The 19,657-nt window shown below is 43.2% G+C and carries 19 protein-coding genes; 12 read left to right on the top strand and 7 right to left on the bottom strand.

Annotated features, from left to right (window positions below; genetic code table 11):
* The 4 genes from VJY63_RS05465 to VJY63_RS05450 all read right to left on the bottom strand — a co-directional run.
* On the bottom strand, positions 1-230 hold a 230-nt coding region (locus tag VJY63_RS05465), incomplete at its 3' end, for a hypothetical protein (protein ID WP_324048823.1).
* Between the two features lie 261 nt (positions 231-491).
* Entirely contained in the window at positions 492-1,868 is a 1,377-nt protein-coding gene (gene trkA / locus VJY63_RS05460) for a Trk system potassium transporter TrkA (RefSeq protein WP_324048821.1), read from the bottom strand.
* Positions 1,869-1,880: 12 nt separating this feature from the next.
* Entirely contained in the window at positions 1,881-3,419 is a 1,539-nt protein-coding gene (locus tag VJY63_RS05455; protein ID WP_324048819.1) for a TrkH family potassium uptake protein, read from the bottom strand.
* Positions 3,420-3,567: 148 nt separating this feature from the next.
* On the bottom strand, positions 3,568-5,439 hold the full coding sequence (locus VJY63_RS05450; protein ID WP_324048817.1) for a diguanylate cyclase: 1,872 nt from the start codon (positions 5,437-5,439) through the stop codon (positions 3,568-3,570).
* A gap of 200 nt (positions 5,440-5,639) precedes the next feature.
* Here VJY63_RS05450 and VJY63_RS05445 point away from each other — a divergent pair, with 200 nt between their 5' ends.
* On the top strand, positions 5,640-6,038 hold the full coding sequence (locus tag VJY63_RS05445; protein WP_324048815.1) for a hypothetical protein: 399 nt from the start codon (positions 5,640-5,642) through the stop codon (positions 6,036-6,038).
* Between the two features lie 35 nt (positions 6,039-6,073).
* On the opposite strand, the gene VJY63_RS05440 is transcribed toward VJY63_RS05445, so the two are convergent.
* A complete protein-coding gene (locus VJY63_RS05440; RefSeq protein ID WP_324048813.1) occupies positions 6,074-7,786 on the bottom strand; it encodes a proline--tRNA ligase in 1,713 nt (570 codons plus the stop codon).
* Positions 7,787-7,834: 48 nt separating this feature from the next.
* Positions 7,835-9,148 (bottom strand): peptidoglycan DD-metalloendopeptidase family protein, encoded by a 1,314-nt coding sequence (locus tag VJY63_RS05435; RefSeq protein WP_324048811.1) that lies wholly within the window; start codon positions 9,146-9,148, stop codon positions 7,835-7,837.
* A 237-nt stretch (positions 9,149-9,385) separates the two neighbouring features.
* Between VJY63_RS05435 and VJY63_RS05430 the strand changes: the two genes are divergently transcribed.
* Positions 9,386-10,315: a LysR substrate-binding domain-containing protein gene (locus VJY63_RS05430; RefSeq protein WP_324048809.1), complete on the top strand. Its 930-nt coding sequence runs from the start codon at positions 9,386-9,388 to the stop codon at positions 10,313-10,315.
* On the opposite strand, the gene VJY63_RS05425 is transcribed toward VJY63_RS05430, so the two are convergent.
* Positions 10,312-10,761, bottom strand: coding sequence for an HIT family protein (locus tag VJY63_RS05425; RefSeq protein ID WP_324048807.1), 450 nt, complete (start codon positions 10,759-10,761; stop codon positions 10,312-10,314). The genes VJY63_RS05430 and VJY63_RS05425 overlap by 4 nt on opposite strands.
* 153 nt (positions 10,762-10,914) lie before the next feature.
* On the opposite strand from VJY63_RS05425, the gene aspS reads away from it, so the two are divergent.
* The 10 genes from aspS to tolB are packed head-to-tail and all read left to right on the top strand — an operon-like array spanning position 10,915 to position 19,644.
* Entirely contained in the window at positions 10,915-12,687 is a 1,773-nt protein-coding gene (gene aspS / locus VJY63_RS05420; RefSeq protein WP_324048805.1) for an aspartate--tRNA ligase, read from the top strand.
* Positions 12,688-12,722: 35 nt separating this feature from the next.
* Positions 12,723-13,472, top strand: coding sequence for a YebC/PmpR family DNA-binding transcriptional regulator (locus VJY63_RS05415; RefSeq protein WP_324048804.1), 750 nt, complete (start codon positions 12,723-12,725; stop codon positions 13,470-13,472).
* 1 nt (position 13,473) lies between these two features.
* Positions 13,474-14,028 carry a crossover junction endodeoxyribonuclease RuvC gene (gene ruvC / locus VJY63_RS05410; RefSeq protein ID WP_324048802.1) on the top strand — a complete coding sequence of 185 codons (555 nt, stop codon included), beginning with the start codon at positions 13,474-13,476 and terminating at the stop codon, positions 14,026-14,028.
* A 60-nt stretch (positions 14,029-14,088) separates the two neighbouring features.
* On the top strand, positions 14,089-14,715 hold the full coding sequence (gene ruvA, locus VJY63_RS05405; protein WP_324048800.1) for a Holliday junction branch migration protein RuvA: 627 nt from the start codon (positions 14,089-14,091) through the stop codon (positions 14,713-14,715).
* Complete coding sequence (ruvB, locus tag VJY63_RS05400; RefSeq protein ID WP_324048798.1) at positions 14,712-15,713, top strand: Holliday junction branch migration DNA helicase RuvB; 1,002 nt, start codon at positions 14,712-14,714, stop codon at positions 15,711-15,713. The genes ruvA and ruvB overlap by 4 nt, the downstream gene beginning before the upstream one ends.
* A complete protein-coding gene (ybgC, locus tag VJY63_RS05395) occupies positions 15,713-16,111 on the top strand; it encodes a tol-pal system-associated acyl-CoA thioesterase (RefSeq protein ID WP_324048796.1) in 399 nt (132 codons plus the stop codon). Before ruvB ends, ybgC begins: the two co-directional genes overlap by 1 nt.
* A 43-nt stretch (positions 16,112-16,154) precedes the next feature.
* Complete coding sequence (gene tolQ / locus VJY63_RS05390) at positions 16,155-16,847, top strand: protein TolQ (RefSeq protein ID WP_324048794.1); 693 nt, start codon at positions 16,155-16,157, stop codon at positions 16,845-16,847.
* Positions 16,840-17,283, top strand: a complete 444-nt coding sequence (gene tolR, locus VJY63_RS05385) for a protein TolR (protein ID WP_324048792.1) — start codon at positions 16,840-16,842, stop codon at positions 17,281-17,283. The genes tolQ and tolR overlap by 8 nt, the downstream gene beginning before the upstream one ends.
* A gap of 43 nt (positions 17,284-17,326) precedes the next feature.
* Entirely contained in the window at positions 17,327-18,322 is a 996-nt protein-coding gene (tolA, locus tag VJY63_RS05380) for a cell envelope integrity protein TolA (protein WP_324048790.1), read from the top strand.
* Entirely contained in the window at positions 18,319-19,644 is a 1,326-nt protein-coding gene (gene tolB / locus VJY63_RS05375; RefSeq protein ID WP_324048788.1) for a Tol-Pal system beta propeller repeat protein TolB, read from the top strand. Before tolA ends, tolB begins: the two co-directional genes overlap by 4 nt.
* Positions 19,645-19,657 lie beyond the last annotated feature (13 nt).

Here is a 19,657-nt window from a genome sequence, read left to right as displayed (position 1 = left end):
GACTCTGCAATAGCAGCTAAGCCGTCGCGGTCGGTGTTAGCATCACGAACAGCAGCCTGAGTTGCCACGCCACCTAATAGACGTGAAAGCAAGGAAACCTCTGTTCTACTGACTTGTGTATCAATTAAAGCGGCACCTTTCGCTGGTGACGTAACACCCGATTGTGCGCTTTGATTGTTAGCTTGCGATGGTCGTGCAGTGGATGTACCAAGCGGATTGATTCCGTTCATATTAGATTCCTCTATAAATAATGATTTACTTGTTTCTTATTAAGGTATTAAGGGGGTAGCTTCTATTTATTTTAAGTGCCGATAAATTATCGACCTCACAAAACAAAGCTTTAGAAGTAACTAATATGCTTGTTGTATAGGTAATCAGCACATGATTACCTATAAATTCACGAAAACGTAGTAAGACTACGCTCATGGGTGGGTTTTAGTTGATTAATTGGATGATAAATTTTTTTAATTAAGAACGTAAGTAGCTGAGTGTTAAATAAACGTAATACCTACGGTAAATAGCTTTTCAACTTCACGAATTTTATGTTTATCAACTAAAAATAAAATAACCTGATCGCCGGTTTGAATAACTAATTTATCGTGGGCAATCATGACTTCTTTATCTCTAACTAATGCGCCAATGGTAACGCCTTGTGGCAGATCAACGTCTTCAATGGCACGGCCAACAATTTTAGAGCTTTTTTCATCACCAATCGCCACGGCTTCTATGGCTTCTGCTGCACCGCGTCGCAGTGAGTGAACGTTTTTAACCTGCCCTCGCCTAACGTGGGTTAATAAGCTACCAATAGTTGCTTGTTGAGGCGAAAAAGCAATATCCACTTCACCAGCTTGTACTAGATCAACGTAAGCTGCGTTGTTAATTAAAGTCATTACTTTGCCAGCGCCCATGCGTTTAGCCAATAATGACGACATAATGTTCACTTCATCATCGTTAGTGACCGCACAAAAAATATCAATGTCATCAATGCTTTCTTCTTGCAGCAGGCTTTTATCGGTAGCAGAACCATTTAATACCACGGTGCGTTCGAGTTTTTCGGCTAATTCAATGCAGCGCTGTGGATTGTTTTCAATTAATTTAACTTGATATTCGTGTTCTAAACTTTCGGCAAGGCGTTCACCAATATTGCCACCACCGGCAATAACAATGCGTTTATAACTATGGTCAATTTTACGCATTTCACTCATCACGGCACGAATATCTTTGCGTGCAGCAATAAAAAACACCTCGTCATCGACTTGAATAATCGTATCGCCTTGGGGAATTAAGGCACGATCCCCTCTATAAATAGCAGCAACACGGGTATTAATATTGGGAATGTGTTTACGCAGCGCCGAAAGTTCTTGTCCGATTAAAGGGCCGCCATAATGAGCTTTTACTGCCACAAGTTGTACTAAGCCACCGGCAAAGTCTAGCACTTGTAACGCACCTGGGTATTCAATTAAGCGGCGAATATGGCTGGTAACGACTTGTTCAGGGCTAATCAGTACATCAATATCAAACCCTTTGCCCGGTTGGAAAATACCCTTGCGTGACAAGTAAGCGGCTGAACGTACCCGCGCTATTTTAGTGGGAGTGTTAAACAATGCTTGAGCAATTTGACACGCAACCATGTTGACTTCATCAGAGCTAGTCACAGCAATCAACATATCGGCATCTTCACAACCCGCTTGGCGCAACACAGCAGGGTAAGAGGCTTTGCCTTGAATAATGCGAATTTCAAGCTTATTTTGTAAATCGCGTAAACGGTTAGCATCGCTGTCAACAACGGTAATGTCGTTTTCTTCACCAGCAAGGTTTTCGGCTAAGCTACCACCAACTTGCCCTGCACCTAAGATAATAATTTTCATGCTAAAACCCTTTTAAGTACGCCAGAAAGCACGGGTGAAAAGAATCATAAAAGTAACGATTTCAAGTCGCCCTAGAATCATCCCAATGCTCATAAGCCACTTTCCTAAATCTGGCAAACTAGAAAAATTACCGGCAGGGCCAACCGTATCACCCAAACCAGGCCCTATATTAGCAACAGCGGTAACGGCTGAAGTAAAGCTGGTAATAAAATCTAAGCCCATAAAAGAAAGGGCTAAAGCCAAAATAGCGATGGTGGCAAAGAAGAAAAATGCAAAAGCAACCATTGAGCGAATGACGTCATCAGGCACGGGGCGACCGTTGTATTGTTGCGAGAAAACGCCACGAGGATGTAGCAGTGTCATCATTTGGTTACGCATAAGCACTAGCGATAATTGGTGACGAAAGACTTTAAAACCACCGCTAGTCGAGCCAGAGCAACCACCAATAAACATAATGTATAAGAAAAAAAGCACCGCAAAGTTGCCCCAGCCATTGTAGTCGGCGGATGAGAAGCCCGTTGTACTAACGACAGAGACAATATTAAACGCCGCTTGAGTTATGGCGGCTGACCACGCCCAATCGTGTTGAGTGACTAGGTAAAGTGCCATAATGATGACGGCAGTGACTAAAATTTTAGCCAAGGCTTGGGCTTGACTATCTTTAAACATAGGCAACGGATTGCCTTGAATCATGTGTACAAACAGCACAAAAGGCAGCGATCCTAAAAACATAAATACTACGCCAATCCATAAAATACTGGGCGTTGCCGCAAATTGCCCCATAGACGCATCGTAATTAGAAAAACCGCCCGTTGCAGAGGTTGTCATACCATGCACGATAGCATCAAAAATATTCATGCCAGCCAGCCAATAACTTAGAATGCAAAGTGTTGTTAAGCCCACGTATACCTTACCGATTGCTTTGGCAAGTGTGCCAGAACGGGGCAAGGCTTTTTCAGACCAGTCTGATGATTCGGATTGGAACAGGCGCATACCACCCACCTGCAAGAAGGGCAGAATTGCCATACCTAGAACGATAATCCCTATACCGCCTAACCACTGTAAAATAGCCCGCCATAACAAAACACCCTGCGACATACTATCCAATCCCGTTAAGATAGTGGCGCCAGTAGTGGTTAAACCAGAAACGCTTTCAAAAATAGCATCAGCAATAGAGAGTTGTGTTGAACCAAAAAATAATGGTAAAGCTGAAAAAAAACTTAACACCACCCAGCTAAGGGTCGTCAGCAAAAAAATCTGCCTGCCACGTAAGTGAAATGGGGCTAAAGAGCCAACAAAAACCATTGCGCCGCCACAGCTTAGTGTAAAGAGCATCGACAAGAAAAAAACATTGGTGTCTGTTGATTCCTCTTGAGAAGCCAGCAGCAATGTTGGTGCAATTTTAAAGCTACCCAGTAATAACAGCAGTAAGCCTAGCAACTTTATTAAAGGTGCTACCCATTCAAAACCCAGCCGCAGTAAAGAACTCTCTTGACGGCGCTTAGAGCGGCTTGTTTTTTTAGGGAAATTAGGTCTTGTAACAGACGACATAAGAGTCCTTGAGTGGTACTTTATTTTGGTCAGCAAGGATAACGTTAGTGCAGCAAAGTGGCTAGTATTCAGCGTTTTAAATAGTCATTTAAATAAATCAATAAATAAATGACTAGATAGCGAGTGTGGCAGTGGGTGGGATAAGGCGTTAATATTTTTCTTCAGAAAGCCATAATTCAGGTGTGAAACAGACTACTTGGTTACGTCCGGCATCTTTAGCTGCATAAAGCGCTACATCCGCATATTTTAAAACCTGCCAAAAGGCTTGCCCATTACCAGGGTAGTCAGCCAAACCTGCAGAAATGGTTTTATTAATTAATACGCTACCGGCTTTAAATTGAAATTTCTCAACGGCTTGGCGAATTTTTTCAGCAACCAAAAGACCTTGCTCGGCATTGGTATCGGGCAAAATAATTAAGAACTCTTCACCGCCATAACGGATTACCAAGTCAGAATCACGCACGTTGGCTTTAAGTATATTGGCCAAGTCAATTAAAATACTGTCACCAATATCGTGCCCGTAAGTATCATTTACCTTCTTAAAGTAATCTAAGTCCATCATGATTAAAGTCATGGATGTGCCGCGACGTTTGCATTGACTGACTAAGGTTTCTGAATATTCTTCAAGGAAACGGCGGTTGCGTAAGCCAGTCATGGCATCATTTAAAGTTGATTCTTTTAAGCTTGCCATTAAACTTTTTGCTTGTAATACCGGCGCTGCTTCACGTAGATAGGATTCTATTAAAGGCCGTGCATTTTTAGCACGTTGTAAATCTTCAGGCTGTAGCACTAATTGAATGACACTACCCACGCCACCGGATTGAATAACAGGTAAACAAAAATAGACCTTGTCATTTTGACGCGCTTCATTAGAAAAAGAACGGCAAATAAGCGTGTTTTCAGTACCGTTAATGCTGTGTCCTGTACGTACTACACGGCAGGCCGTACATTTTTCAGTGATGTCATTGTTGCACCAGTGAATCGGTGCTTGTGCTATACCATCAACACAAATAATATCAATTTTTTTCTTATTTTGATCGACTTCGTAAATAGAAAAATGATTAAAATTAAACTCTGTTTGAATAACCTCACTAATGCGTTGAAAAACTTCCTCGCTGGATTCGTCTTCTTCAATGGCTTGTTTAAACTGTGATACTTTGACCAAGCCAGATACGGTATTGGCAGTATCAGCCAATAAATCACCGTTTGTTGAGGGTTGTGATTGAATTAGGTGTGCTACGTTATGACGAATTTCACTAAGCTTGGTGGTAATGCCTTCAGATAAGCTATTAAAGTGGCGTGCAATCGCGCCTATTTCATCGTTGCTGCGCTGCTCAATACGAATACTAAAATCACCAGCTTTTGCTTGGCGAACAGCTTGTTCTATTTCATTGGCAGTTTTGACGAGTGGTTGTAATAAACGGCGTAAAAATAATAAAGAAATGATGGATAAAAGCGTTGTCGCCCCAACCAATATTAGAATAGTGATTAAAGCAGCGATGCGCATATGTTTTATAGATGCCGTTAGCGTAACCGCACCTAAGACTGAGTCTTCAGGAACGGCATGGCAATTTAAACAGTTAACATCACTTTTGTTGCTAGCAATATAAGGTACGGTAGCACGAAAATCAGCACTAAAATAACCACCTACTAGGGTATAAACTGCTTGGCCACTTTTAAGAACTTGTGAATCTATTGGGTCGGTAATACTTTCAATGGTTAAACCATCGCCAAACTGCTGCTGCACTAAAGGGCCGCGTATTACCCTTGCTTCATCTAAACCATCAATTTGTGCAATTCTATTAAGTAATGAGTCACGTTGATGAATCGTGCCATTTAGCATTGATTCAGTAAGCGCCACTCGTATCATTTCTGCTGCTGTGCGTGTGTGTTCTGTTGCAGAGCGTATCGAAAAGTCACGAAAAGATGCCAAGCTAGCTAAGGCGATAACAACAATAAGCACCAGCATAACTGAAGCGAGTGCTAATAGCGTTTTGGTTTGAAGTTTAAGCGTCGTCATGTCACTTTCCTTAGAGCGCTGTTATTATTTTCAAAGTGATTCTTAATACAGTCTTAATACCATAAGTAATTATTTTGTAACACAATTTCCTGTTAAGATTTTGTCCTATGGCAAAGCTTTAGTAAATATTTGTTGTGCTTATTTTTTATGGATTAAGTAAATTATGCTTAGGTATCAATATTTGAGTGAGGTAAATCTCTATGGAAGACTGGCGTAAATTAGCAGCTAAATCTGAACGTCACCCTGAGAAGATTCCTGAAAGACGTAAAAAAACAGGGCCATTACTAAAAATTATTAGTGTTTTTGGTTTTGTATCTTGGTTGCTTATGTTGCCTGTTCTGGTGCTCTTAGAAAAAGCGAAACCTGAATTACAAACTTTTTTTGACCGTTGGATGCATTTAGATGTTCAGTCAAGCTGGGATGTAACCTTGTATCGTTATGCTTTTTATTTAATGTTGTTGGTTATGTTTTTATCTTTTTTTGGTCTTGTGCTTAATGCGCTTAGAATGCGTCGCAGCACAGATACTTGGCGAATTAATTTGATCCTAGTTTTTTTGCTGTCTTTGTCTGGCGTTATTTATTACCTGCTCATTAAATAAAAACGCTAGGGTGGAATGCCCTAGCGTTATTTTACTTAGCTATTGGCTAATTTTTCTTTCAAAAAACTAACCGCATCTGCTAATTTAATGTTACTGGCTTCGGCATCTCGGCGGCCTTTGTATTCTAACTCGCCTTCATTAAGACTACGCTCACCAATCACGATGCGGTGTGGAATGCCCATCAGTTCTAAGTCAGCAAACTTAAAGCCAGGTCTGCCTTCGCGGTCATCTAGTAATACATCAACACCCGCTGCTTGTAGGTCTTTATATAATTGCTCGCTGGTTTCTTTAACCAACTCAGACTTGTGTGCGTTCATCGGCACTAATGCGACTTCAAAGGGTGCAATCGCAGCAGGCCAAATAATACCAGCTTCATCGTGGTTTTGTTCGATAGCAGAAGCAACGACGCGCGTTACACCTATGCCATAACAGCCCATTAACAGGGTCGCAGCCTTGCCATTTTCATCTAAGACAGTGGCATTCATCGCTTCAGAATATTGTTTGCCTAGTTGAAAAATATGCCCTACTTCAATGCCGCGCTTAATTTGTAATGTACCTTGACCATCGGGGCTAGGATCGCCTTCCACAACATTGCGCAGATCAGCCACGTCAACTAGCGGTAAATCACGTTCCCAATTAATGCCTAAATAGTGTTTGTCGTCTTGATTCGCACCGGCAGCAAAGTCGCTCATTAAGGCAACAGAACGGTCAATAATACACGGAATGGTTAAACCGATAGGGCCAATTGAACCGGCTGCAGCACCGACTGCTGCAGTGATTTCGGCATCGCTGGCCATTTCTAAGGGGTTAGCAACTTGGGGTAAGTTACCGGCTTTAATTTCATTTAGCGCATGATCGCCACGCACGACTAGGGCAATTAACCCCCCTTCAGTCGCTTTAACAATGAGCGTTTTAACGGTTTTTTCAATGCTTAAATTTAACGCTGCAACAAGCTGGTCAATGGTTTTAATGTCCGGTGTATCAACCAAACGCAGCGCTTCTGTTGCAGTCGCGCGTAACGTTGCAGTAGGTAGTGCTTCAGCTTTTTCAATATTAGCAGCGTAATCAGACGTATCAGAAAAAACGATATCATCTTCTCCTGAATTAGCGAGCACATGAAATTCATGTGAGCCACTGCCACCAATTGAGCCGTTATCCGCAATAACTGAACGAAATTTTAAGCCAATACGATTAAAAATATTAGTGTAGGCTTGGTGCATGATATCGTAAGTTTGCTGTAACGATTCTTGCGTTAAGTGAAATGAATAAGCATCTTTCATAATGAATTCGCGTGAGCGCATCACACCAAAACGGGGGCGAATTTCATCCCGAAATTTAGTTTGAACTTGGTAAAAATTCACCGGCAGTTGCTTGTACGAGCGCAGCTCTTTACGTACTAGGTCGGTAATTACTTCTTCGTGTGTTGGTCCAACACAAAATTCGCGATTATGGCGGTCATGCAAGCGTAATAATTCTTTGCCATACTTTTCCCAGCGCCCGGATTCTTGCCATAATTCAGCCGGTTGAATGGCCGGCATTAATACTTCTTGAGCACCTGCTTTGTCCATTTCTTCACGAACAATACGCTCTACTTTACGCAGCACGCGCAAGCCAACTGGCAGCCAAGTATAAAGCCCTGAGCTTAGGCTGCGTACTAAGCCTGCACGTAGCATTAGTTGGTGGCTAATCACTTGAGCGTCGTTGGGTGTTTCTTTTAAAGTAGCAATTAATAACTGTGATGCACGCATGAAATCAGTTTACCTTTTTAGTTAGCTATTCTTTTAGTCAAATATTTTTTAATTAGATAGTGGCTGTTGTAAAGCCATTTTCTCTGGTTTTATTGTGCCATCTAAGCCTGCAAAAAGCTGCTTGCTGTGCGTTAAAAATTCTTTTAAATCAGTACCTTTTAATTTATCTACACTGGGTAGCTCTGCTCGCATAGCATCAACGGGACGGCCACCAATATGCAGTTCATAATGCAAGTGAGGGCCGGTGCTGCGCCCAGTATTGCCAGTTTTACCAATAAGTTGCCCGCGCTTAATGTCTTGCCCTACTTTTACTTGTGAGCGCAATAAATGTAGGTAACGGGTTTCAAAGCCTTGGCCGTGGTCAATCGCAATGTAATTACCGGCAAAAGCGTGCCACTGGCTACGTACTACGCGGCCATCAGCGGGCGCTCTTACTTGTGTTCCTGTTGGTGTAGCAAAGTCAGTGCCATAATGTGGTTGCACGCGACCAGTAATTGGGTGGCGACGATTTAAGTTAAAGCGTGAACTAATGCGAAAGCGTTCTGCTAAAGGAATGCGGTCAAAAGGGGGAATTAAACTAATGCCTTCTGGGGTATAAAAACGACCGTCATTATGACGCGCTGCCCGAATTTGCATTCGATCGCCACTGTAATCAAAAGCAATTAAACGGGTTGAGTAAGGTCTAGGGTCGTTGCTTAACCATTCTTGTTCAACCAGTAAACTAAACGTATCACCATCACGCGCATCGCGGCGCAAAGGTAAGTGGCGGTCTAACGCCGTGGCAATAACGCCTTCTTGCCCTGCAATTTCTGGCATATTTTTTAAGCTGGTCACTAGTACGCCATTTAAAGTACCGGCTAAACGAAGCAATTTAACCTCACGTTGTGAAGTGAGATCACGAAAGCTAAAACCTTCATTTTCTCTTAGCCATTCTCGACCCACTGCACGGCTTTGCCATAAACGTAATGCTAACAATTGTCCGTCGCGGCTAGTTAGCCATTCAACGTGTTGCCCTGGTTGAATGCGGTTAAGGTAACGTTTGCCTTCTTTGTTATCGAGTAATGTATAGAGCGTTGCTAAAGGTAAGTGCCATTTTTCGGCCCAAAGTAGCGATAAAAGGTCGCCTTTTTGTAAGGTGTATTGCTCCCAATCAGGCGGTGGCGATAAAGGCGGGATCAGTGCATTATGAAAGTCAGTGGCTTCTAGGGCTTCTAACACTTCACTCATTTCTGGTGGTGGTTCTTCAGGTAAAGGTTCATCTTTGCTGTTGATAAAGTAAACCGCTAAAACTGTTGTTAAAATAAGGCTGCTAAAAAAAATTAAAGCCCAGTTTCTTGGGCGAGTTTTGGTGCGGTCTAGCATTATGGTCTCAAATATCGAGCCGGTAATAAGTGAAAAAGTAAAAAATCCGGCCAGCAGGTGCTTGGTTGTTGATTAGGATAAGCGCAAAAAAGTAAATAATAGCAAACTTATGCTATAACAATTTACTTTTCTCTTGCAAAGCCAATTGTAAGGGAAAGTTAAAAGTACTGCACTTTAGCAATGCTTTTGTACTATAAAAAACGTTTTTGTACTATAAAAAATAAAAGGAACAAATAGGTGAACCTTGAGGTGAAATGGCTGGAAGATTTTTTAGCCTTTGCGGCTACGCGTAATTTTTCAAAAGCCGCTGCACGGCGTTTTGTTACACAGCCCGCTTTTAGTCGTCGTATTCAGTCGTTAGAACGCGCCGTTGGCGTTACTTTGGTAGAACGGGGGCGATCACCTTTTGATCTCACTCCCGACGGGCAGTTGTTTTTAATCACAGCACGTAACGTTGTTGAACAGCTTAGCGATGCGCTGCAACACCTGCACGGTTTAGATCCCGCTTCCATTCAGTTATTAGAGTTTGCCGTAGCTCACTCGTTAGCATTTAATTTTTTTCCACAGTGGCTAAAGCGCTTACAAGTGGTGGTGGGTGAGGTTAGCACGCGTATGACGGCGATGAATGTGGGTGAGGCCACCCATGCGCTACGGGAAGGGCGCTGCGACTTAATGTTGGCTTACCATGACCCCTTGGGCAGCTTACAGCTTGATAATCGCTATTTTCCTTCTTTACGCATGGGGACGACAGAAATGTTGCCGGTTTGTGCTGTTAATACGCAAAACCAACCACTGTTTGCTTTAGATGCTTTAGAAGAACAAGAAGTCCCTTTATTGGCTTATACGCAGGGCGCTTTTTTAGAACGCTCGTTACAGATTTTATTACGCCAAAAGCCGGTGGGTTTACAGCTACGCACCGTTTATGAAACTGCGATGGCTGAAGGTTTAAAAGGCATGGCATTAGAAGGGCAGGGTGTGGCTTGGGTACCTAGATTAAGCATTGAGCGTGAACTGGCTGAAAATAAATTAGTGGTTTGTGGCGGTGAGCGTTGGACTATTCCTTTAGAAATACGCCTTTACCGCTGCACCTTAGTCCACAAACCTTCGGTAGAGCGGCTATGGCAAAGGCTAGCTAGTGATGCCGCTCAGGTAGAAGTGAAGGTTTAATTATCTATTTTTTGCCAATCAATCGGTAGATTAAGGCTGCTATTTGAACAGGCTAGCTGCAATTCTTCAGTGATAGATTTTACAGCAGCTAAGCCATAAGGTTCAGCCGTGCCAGAACCCCAAACGGGGTTAGGCCAAGCCGTATCGCTAGTGAAACGGGCAATGAGGTGTAAATGTAGCTGGGGTACTAGATTGCCCAGTGTTGCTACATTTAACTTATCAGCTTTTGTTAAAGGCTTAATCACTTGGCTTAAAAAATGCACTTCTTGCCATAGTTGCTGGTGATCGGTGCTGCTTAAATCGTGCAGTTCGCTAACATCAGCAATTTTAGGTATCAGTAGCAGCCAGTAAAACCGCTGGTCATTAATAAGCCGTAATTGGCAAAGTTTTAAATTAGCAAGGTGCAAGCTATCTTTAGCAAGCTTTGGGTGGAGTTTAAAAGTCATGATTAGCTCCTAGGCTTCTTATTGGGTGGTTTGTGTAGAACTTGGCGTAATGGCGTTAGTCTAGGCTATAATAACGCCTCGTAAAAATTCAGAAGCAATTAAGCAAACCATTTTATTTTTTATTTCTAAACACCTATATAACGGGAACTACTTATGCGAAGCCATTACTGTGGTGATTTGAACACAAGTCACTTAGATCAAGAAGTCGTTTTATGTGGCTGGGTTCATCGTCGCCGTGACCACGGTGGGGTTATTTTTCTTGATTTGCGTGATCGTAATGGCATTGCTCAGGTGGTGGTTAATCCTGATTGCGAAGCGGCTTTTACTAATGCCGACCGTTCACGCAGCGAATACGTTTTAAAAGTAACGGGCACGGTTCGTCATCGCCCTGAAGGTACGGTGAACCCTAATATGGCAACAGGCGAAATTGAATTACTTGCCAGCGCAGTTGAAGTGCTTAACACTTCTGAAACACCACCTTTTATGCTGGACGAACACGGCAAAGTGGGTGAAGAAATTCGCTTAAAATACCGTTATGTTGATTTACGCCGTACAGAAATGGCTGAAAAGCTACGTTTTCGTTCACGCGTTACCCATCAAATTCGTAACTTTTTAGAAGAGCAAGGTTTTTTAGACATAGAAACCCCTATTCTTACCCGTGCAACGCCAGAAGGTGCGCGTGATTACCTAGTGCCTAGCCGTACTCACGAAGGTCAGTTCTTTGCCTTGCCTCAATCACCGCAGCTCTTTAAACAGCTATTAATGGTGGCGGGTTTTGATCGTTATTACCAAATTGCTAAATGTTTCCGCGATGAAGATTTACGTGCGGATCGTCAGCCAGAATTTACCCAGATAGACATCGAAGCGTCTTTTATCGACGAAGCCAGCATTATGGGCACGGCAGAAAGCATGATTCGCAAAATCTTTAAAGGCTCGCTGGATGTTGAGCTAGGCGATTTTCCACATATGCCTTATGCAGAAGCGATGGAACGTTACGGTTCAGATAAGCCAGATTTGCGCATTCCATTAGAGTTGGTTGATGTAAGCGACTTAATGGCTGGTGTGGATTTTAAAGTTTTCTCTGGCCCAGCTACCGATCCTAAAGGCCGTGTTGCAGCGCTGAAAGTTAAAGGCGGCGGCGACCTTTCACGTAAGCAAATTGATGACTACACCAAGTTTGTTAGTATTTATGGCGCACGCGGTTTGGCGTGGATTAAAGTAAACAAACGTGCTGATGGCTTAGAAGGCTTGCAGTCGCCGATTGTTAAGTTTATGGAAGGTGTTGTTGAGCAGCTATTAGACCGTGTTGGCGCTGAAGATGGCGACATTATTTTCTTTGGTGCAGACAAAACCAAAATTGTTAACGAAGCGTTAGGTGCGCTACGTTGCAAGCTGGGTGAAGATTTAAACCTTTATACCACCCAGTGGGCACCGCTTTGGGTTGTTGATTTTCCTATGTTTGAAGAAAACAGTGATGGCAGCCTAAGTGCGCTTCACCACCCGTTTACCGCGCCTAAGTGTACACCTGAAGAACTAGAAGCCAGCCCTGCTGATAAGCTGTCACGGGCTTATGATATGGTGCTTAACGGTACTGAATTAGGTGGTGGTTCGATTCGTATTCATAACCAAGCCATGCAGCAAGCTGTGTTTCGTGTATTGGGTATTAGTGCCGAAGAACAGCAAGAAAAGTTTGGCTTCCTACTTGATGCATTAAAATTTGGTGCGCCACCGCACGGTGGTCTAGCTTTTGGTTTAGACCGTTTAATGATGCTGATGACTGGCGCTAAATCCATTCGTGAAGTGATTGCTTTCCCAAAAACTCAGTCTGCTGCTTGTGTAATGACCGATGCGCCGGGTGATGTTAGCCAAGCGCAGTTAAAAGAATTAAACCTACGTTTGCGTGTTAAAGCTCAAACTGAAGAATAAAAAATCTGAAATTGTGTGTAATTTAAGGAGTTAAAATGGCAGGTCACAGTAAGTGGGCCAATATCAAGCATCGTAAAGCATCGCAAGATGCTAAACGCGGTAAGATTTTTACTAAACTTATTCGTGAACTGACTGTGGCCGCCAAGGAAGGCGGTGCAGAAGTTGCCGATAATCCAAGACTGCGTGCGGCTGTTGATAAAGCTTTATCCAATAACATGACACGCGACACCATCGAGCGTGCTGTTGCGCGGGGTGCTGGCACTAACGAAGTCGACAATATGGAAGAAATTGTCTATGAAGGCTATGGGCCGGGTGGTGTTGCTGTTTTAGTGGAATGTTTAAGTGATAATCGTAATCGCACGGTAGGCGAAGTGCGTCATGCTTTTACCAAAAATGATGGTAATTTAGGCACGTCCGGTTCGGTCGCTTATTTATTTCAAAAGCGTGGTTATCTAATTTTTTCAGCAGAAGTAGAGGAAGATCAGCTATTAGAAGCAGCTTTAGAAGCCGGCGCTGAAGATGTAGTTACGCAAGACGATGGCAGTTTTGAAGTCTTCACTGAACAACAAAACTTTTTAGCCGTAAAAGAAGCTTTGGCTGCGGCTGGTTTTGAAGCAGAACAAGCCTCGGTTGCTATGTTGCCCGATGTGAATGCTGATGTGACAGATTTAGCGCTAGCAGAAAAAATCATTAAGTTAGTGGATATGTTAGAAGATTTGGATGATGTGCAAGAAGTCTATTCTAACGTTGATTTTTCTGCTGAAGTCATGGAACAACTGGGCTGATATGGCGCTTATCCTTGGCATTGATCCGGGTTCACGCATCACTGGTTATGGCTTAATTCATGCTAAAGGTAGTCAATTTAGTTACCTAGCCAGTGGCTGTATTCGGGTTAAAGCCGATGATTTACCTCAAAAGCTGGCACAAATTTATGCTAGTTTGTCGGAAATTATTGCACGCTATCAACCTGAACAAGTTGCCATAGAGCGCGTTTTTATGGCTAAAAATGCCGACTCAGCACTCAAGTTAGGACAGGCCAGAGGTACTGCTGTGGTTTGTGTTGCTAATCACGGCTTAGCGGTTAGCGAATACTCGGCCAAAGAAGTAAAGCTTGCTGTTACTGGCACAGGTGCTGCTGATAAAATTCAAGTGCAACACATGGTTAAATCCATTCTAAAACTGTCTGCTACACCCCAAGAAGATGCTGCCGATGCTTTAGCCATTGCTATGTGTCACGCCTATGCTAGCAGTGGTTTATTAGCTTTATCGGGGCAGCTTGCTGCTAAACGTGGCAGTAGCTGGCGCAATTTTGATCCCAATAGTCTTGTGCAGCGTTCCTAGGTGCAGGCTTGTTTGGTTTAAGAGCCAAGTAAGATAAGCAAGTAAAAAGAGTAAAAAGTTATGATGATAGGCCGTTTACAAGGTAAATTAGTGGTTAAGCAGCCGTCTTGGATTATTTTGGATATTCAAGGCGTAGGCTATGAAATTACTTTACCACTGTCGGTATTTGCTAGCTTGCCTGCTGTTGACGAACCACTAACGCTTTGGATTCACCAAGTGATTCGTGAAGATGCTAATTTACTTTATGGCTTTGCACGTTTAGAAGACCGTCAGTTATTTCGTGAGTTAGTCAAAGTTACTGGCATCGGCCCTAAAGTGGGTATCGCAATTATGTCTGCGATGGCCAGCAGTGCTTTGTTACAAGCGGTTCAAAATGAAGATTTACAAGCTTTAACGCGGATTCCAGGCATTGGTAAAAAAACCGCTGAACGCCTATTGATTGATTTAAGGGATAGATTAAAAGCTTGGCAGCCGCAACAAATGGCGCGTTTAGAATTAGAAGACGGCGTTGAAGCCAATTTTGCTACGGCTTTGCCTGTGGTGAACCCGATTGCTGAAGCAGAATCTGCTTTGGTGGCTTTGGGTTATAAATTAACCGAAGCTAGCCGTGCGATTGCTGCTGTTGCGGTGCAAGGCATGGATACTCAAGATTTAATTCGCGCAGCATTAAAAGGCATGGCTAAGTGATTGAAGATGATCGGCTGATTGCCGCCACTGAACAACCCCAAGATTACAGCCATGACCATGCGATACGCCCCAAAACTTTGGCGGATTACCGTGGTCAGCCGCAAGTTTGTGAGCAGATGGCGATTTTTATTCAAGCGGCGCGTGGGCGTAAAGAAGCTTTAGACCACACGTTGATTTTTGGCCCACCCGGTTTAGGTAAAACTACTTTAGCCAATATTATTGCCAGTGAAATGGGCGTTTCCATTAAAAGTACCTCTGGCCCGGTTATGGAAAAAGCCGGTGATTTAGCGGCCATGTTAACCAACCTTAGCGAAGGCGATGTGCTCTTTATTGATGAGATTCATCGCCTTAGCCCTGTTGTTGAAGAAATTCTTTACCCAGCAATGGAAGACTATCAGCTAGACATTATGATTGGTGAAGGCCCTGCGGCGCGTTCCATTAAATTAGATTTGCCACCTTTTACGTTAGTTGGTGCGACCACGCGTGCGGGTATGTTAACTGCACCTTTAAGAGACCGTTTTGGTATAACCCAGCGCCTAGAATTTTATTCTGTTCCTGATCTAACTTACATAGTTACCCGTTCCGCTAATCTTTTAGGTTTAACGGTTGAAGAAGGCGGCGCAGAAGAGATTGCCCGTCGTTCACGCGGTACACCACGCATCGCCAACCGTTTATTGCGCCGTGTTAGGGACTTTGCCGAAGTGAAGTTTGATGGTTGTATCAGTAAAAATTCAGCGGATATGGCGTTAAATCTATTGAATGTAGATACGCACGGTTTAGATTCGATGGATAGACGTATGCTGCTGGCGTTAATGGAAAAATTTGCAGGTGGCCCAGTGGGTGTTGATAGTTTGTCAGCGGCGATTTCTGAAGCAAGGGATACCATTGAAGAAGTCATCGAACCTTATTTAATACAGCAAGGCTTTATGATGCGTACCGCCCGTGGTCGTCAAGTAACCGATCAGGCTTGGCAGCACTTTGGCTTGATAAAACCATAATGAACGATTTTAGTTTACCCGTGCGCGTTTATTATGAAGACACTGATGCTGGCGGGATTGTTTATTATGTGAATTATTTGAAATTTATGGAAAGAGCGCGGACTGAATGGCTGCGTAGTTTAAATTTTAATCAATCTAATTTACCGGTGTTATTTGTGGTGCGTGATGTGCAATTAACTTACCACTTACCGGCGGTGTTAGACGATTTGTTAACCGTGCAGGTTAAGGTGATTAGCTATAAAGGTGCAAGAATAACTTTTAAGCAGCAAATAATCCGTGGAAGGGCGTTATTGTGTGCAGGAAGCGTTGAAGTCGCTTGTGTCGACCGTCAAAGTTTGCGACCCTGTCGCCTGCCTAAGTCGCTATTAGCGCACTTGCCGCAGCCACCTACTAAGTAAGTAAGATACCTTTTTATTATTAGCAAAGACGCAAGGAGTTCAAGTGCAACAGCTTACTTTTTTGGACATGATGTTAGGGTCCAGCGTATTTATTCAGTTTTTAATGCTGTGCCTTTTGCTTGGCTCTATTTTTTCTTGGGTCAGTATTTTTCAACGTTGGCAATTGTTTCGTCGCGCCCGCGCTGGGCATGAAAATTTTCGTGAGCGCTTTTGGTCAGGCATGGAATTATCTGAATTATTTCGTGATACCGAAGCTAACGAAGCTGAAGGTGCTGAACGCATTGTTTTTTCAGGCTTTAAAGCGTTTAACCGGATTCGTCAAAAAACCAATGACGCAACGGCGATTTTGGAAGCTGTTGACCGTTCGATGCGAATTGCTATTGCTGAAGAGCAAGACCGTTTAAATACAGGATTGCCTTTTTTAGCCACGATTGGTTCGGTTAGTCCACACGTTGGTTTGTTTGGTACGGTGTGGGGTATTATTGAAGCTTTTCGTAGTCTTGCTACTGTGCAACAAGCCACCTTTGCGGTGGTTGCGCCAGGTATGGCAGAGGCATTGATTACCACTGCGCTGGGTTTATTTGTAGCCATTCCTGCTGTAGTTGCTTACAACCGTTATTTGGCTTTGGGTGAGCTGTTATTAAACAACTATGAGAATTTTGCGGATGAATTTTCAGGCTTGTTACACCGCAGCCTAGTCACTAAAAAAGTAGACGCTGAGAAAGCTAATGGCTAAGTCCAGATTTCGTCGTAGAACGCCCAAATTGCCCATTTCTGAAGTTAACGTCTTGCCTTACATAGACGTGATGTTGGTATTGTTGGTTATTTTTATGATTACCGCACCGATTCTTACCCAAGGCGTTGACGTTGAGTTACCACAAGTGACTTCTGAGCCCATTAACAACGATGCTGAGCATGAGCCTGCTGTTATTTCGCTGGATGCTCAGGGGCGCTATTACTTAGAAATTGGCGCAGATTCTGATGAGCCTATGGAGTTATCTGTCATTATTAACCAAGTGGCGGCGTTAAAACGCCAAAACCCTCAATTGCCAGTGTTAGTCAGGGGTGATCGTCGTGTTTCTTATGGTGAGGTGGTTGTCTTGATGAGTGAGTTACAAGCAGCAGGTGTGACACAGGTGGGTTTGATTTCAAAGCCCTTAGAAGACCAGTAGTCGTCTTGGGTGAATAGGACTTTTGGATGAATAGGAATCTTGGGTGAAGCCAGTTAATTTGCCAATTTCAGTCACGCTAGCCTTGCTAATGCACGCGCTAGTTTTGGCGTTGTTGGTTTGGCAAAGTGCTGCTGAGCGTCAGATAAAACCACCAAAAGCCAGCGTCCCGATTATTAAGGCCACTATGATGGCAGAAGACCCTGCCACAACAAGGCGTGAACAAGCCATTAAAGATGCTGCTGAAGCGGCTAGGCAAGCGCAACTTAAACAAGAGCAACTTAAAATAGAAGCACAACGTTTAGCTGCTGAACAAGCCAAACAATTGCAAATAAAGCGCCAACAAGAAGCTGAACAAGCAAAAAAAGCTGAACAAGCAAAAAAAGCTGAACAAGAAAGACTGCTGCAGCTGAAACGTCAGCAAGAAGAAGCACGTAAGAAAAAGCTTGAAGAAGAGAAAAAATTACAGCAACAAAAAAAGCTTGAGCAAGCTAAAAAGTCTGAACAAGAAAAACAGCGTGAGTTAAAGCGTCAGCAAGAAGCAGAAGAAAAGCGAAAAATTGAAGAAAAAAGAAATACCCAAGCAGAGCAGCAACGCGCTGAAGAAGAAGCTATTCGCCGCCGCATAGAACAACAACGTGAACAAGAAAATCAGCGTCAACGGGCTGAAGAAGCAAGAATTTGGCAAGAAGCCGAGCGGGTTCGTGCAGAAAAAGTAGCGGCACAAGCAGTCGTTGATGCCGATGCGATTGCGAGTATGGAAAGCATTATGTTTGACATGATTTCAAGGCAATGGACAAGACCGCCGGGTATTAATAATGAACTAGAAACCATTTTACAAGTGCGCTTGCTGGGTACGGGAGCGTTGGCAATTAATGGTATTAGTATTGCTAAGAGTAGTGGCAATACGGCTTTTGACCGTTCGGCAATTCAAGCCATTGAGCGTGCTGCACCCTTTCCTTTACTGCGTTTAGAGCCGCGTCAACGCGATAGATTTAGGCAAATTGACTTTATATTCACACCGGAGGACTTAACGCAGTGATTAACTTATCAGTGATTAAATCTCGTCACTTCTTTGCGACGGTTATGTTGGTATTTGCATTGCTGTTAAGCTCTTTGGCACAAGCTAATTTAAGTATTCGTATCACCAAAGGCAGCGACCAAGCCATTCCTATTGCTATCGTGCCTTTTAGTTGGAGCGGCTTGGGCGGCTTAGATCAAGACGTTGCTAGCATTATTGGCGCTAACTTTACTAGAACGGGTTTGTTTCGTACTTTGCCGCGCGAAGATTTAGTTAGCTTGCCTACTAAAGGCAGTCAAGTGGTTTACCGCGATTGGCGTTTATTAAAAGTTAATTATTTAGTTATAGGCAGTATTGAATCGCTTGGCGGTCAACAAATACGCATTAATTATGAGTTGTTTGATGTTGCTAACCAAGAGCGGTTATTAGCAGAAAATGTGACTGGTAAGGTTATGGATTTACGCCGCCAAGCGCATTTAATCAGCGACCGAATTTATGAAAGGTTAACGGGTCAGCAAGGTATTTTCTCAACAAAAATCGCTTACGTGACAGCAAAGCAACAATATAAATCAGTTAATTATCGCTTACACGTTGCTGATGCTGATGGTCAAAGATCACGCAGTATTTTAAGTTCTATTTATCCGCTATTGTCGATTGATTGGTCGCCCGATGGTAAAAAGTTGGCGTATGTTTCCTTTGAAACCGGCCGCCCAGCAATATTTATTCACGAGCTAGCAACGGGTAAACGTATTCAGCTGACTAATTTTCAAGGCTTAAACGGTGCGCCTAGTTGGTCGCCCGATGGTAAAAAAATTGCAATGACTTTATCACGTGATGGTAATGCTGAAATTTATATTTACCATTTAGATAACCCACGTTTAACCCGAGTCACGCAACATTACGCGATAGACACTGAACCTTCGTGGTCGCCCGATGGAAAAAGTATTATCTTTACTTCAGATCGTAGTGGTGGCCCACAGGTTTATCGTATTAACTTAGCCAGTGGTGAAGAAGGTCGTGTGAGTTTTGATGGCAATTATAATGCGCGTCCTCGCTACTCGCCTGATGGTAAAGAAATTTTTATGATGCATAGGCCTTCGGGTGGTGGACTATTTGGCATTGCAGCACTTAATATGAGCACGGGTCGAACCCGAGTATTATCAACGTCACCTTTAGATCATTCACCGAGTGTATCGCCTAACGGTGCAATGGTTATTTATGCTTTAATGCGAGGTGAAAAAGGTGTGCTGGGTGTTGTCTCGACTGATGGCAGAATTCAGTACGAATTACCTGCTGAAAGTGGTGATGTATTGGAACCTGCTTGGTCGCCTTATCTGAAATAAAGAAATTTTAACT

Source organism: Marinospirillum sp. (genome assembly GCF_035271045.1).
Classification (GTDB): Bacteria; Pseudomonadota; Gammaproteobacteria; order Pseudomonadales; family Halomonadaceae; genus Marinospirillum.
Note: the sequence above shows the minus strand (reverse complement) of the source record. Positions and strands in the feature narration are given on the sequence as shown.

Excerpts from the sequence above, each read along its gene's own strand:
- ruvC (WP_324048802.1), top strand. The coding sequence starts at position 13,474 with ATGGCGCTTATCCTTGGCATTGATCCGGGTTCACGCATCACTGGTTAT.
- ybgC (WP_324048796.1), top strand. The coding sequence starts at position 15,713 with ATGAACGATTTTAGTTTACCCGTGCGCGTTTATTATGAAGACACTGAT.
- VJY63_RS05450 (WP_324048817.1), bottom strand. The coding sequence starts at position 5,439 with ATGACGACGCTTAAACTTCAAACCAAAACGCTATTAGCACTCGCTTCA.
- trkA (WP_324048821.1), bottom strand. The coding sequence starts at position 1,868 with ATGAAAATTATTATCTTAGGTGCAGGGCAAGTTGGTGGTAGCTTAGCC.
- ruvA (WP_324048800.1), top strand. The coding sequence starts at position 14,089 with ATGATGATAGGCCGTTTACAAGGTAAATTAGTGGTTAAGCAGCCGTCT.
- tolR (WP_324048792.1), top strand. The coding sequence starts at position 16,840 with ATGGCTAAGTCCAGATTTCGTCGTAGAACGCCCAAATTGCCCATTTCT.
- VJY63_RS05445 (WP_324048815.1), top strand. The coding sequence starts at position 5,640 with ATGGAAGACTGGCGTAAATTAGCAGCTAAATCTGAACGTCACCCTGAG.
- VJY63_RS05435 (WP_324048811.1), bottom strand. The coding sequence starts at position 9,148 with ATGCTAGACCGCACCAAAACTCGCCCAAGAAACTGGGCTTTAATTTTT.
- aspS (WP_324048805.1), top strand. The coding sequence starts at position 10,915 with ATGCGAAGCCATTACTGTGGTGATTTGAACACAAGTCACTTAGATCAA.
- VJY63_RS05455 (WP_324048819.1), bottom strand. The coding sequence starts at position 3,419 with ATGTCGTCTGTTACAAGACCTAATTTCCCTAAAAAAACAAGCCGCTCT.
- VJY63_RS05415 (WP_324048804.1), top strand. The coding sequence starts at position 12,723 with ATGGCAGGTCACAGTAAGTGGGCCAATATCAAGCATCGTAAAGCATCG.
- VJY63_RS05440 (WP_324048813.1), bottom strand. The coding sequence starts at position 7,786 with ATGCGTGCATCACAGTTATTAATTGCTACTTTAAAAGAAACACCCAAC.
- VJY63_RS05425 (WP_324048807.1), bottom strand. The coding sequence starts at position 10,761 with ATGACTTTTAAACTCCACCCAAAGCTTGCTAAAGATAGCTTGCACCTT.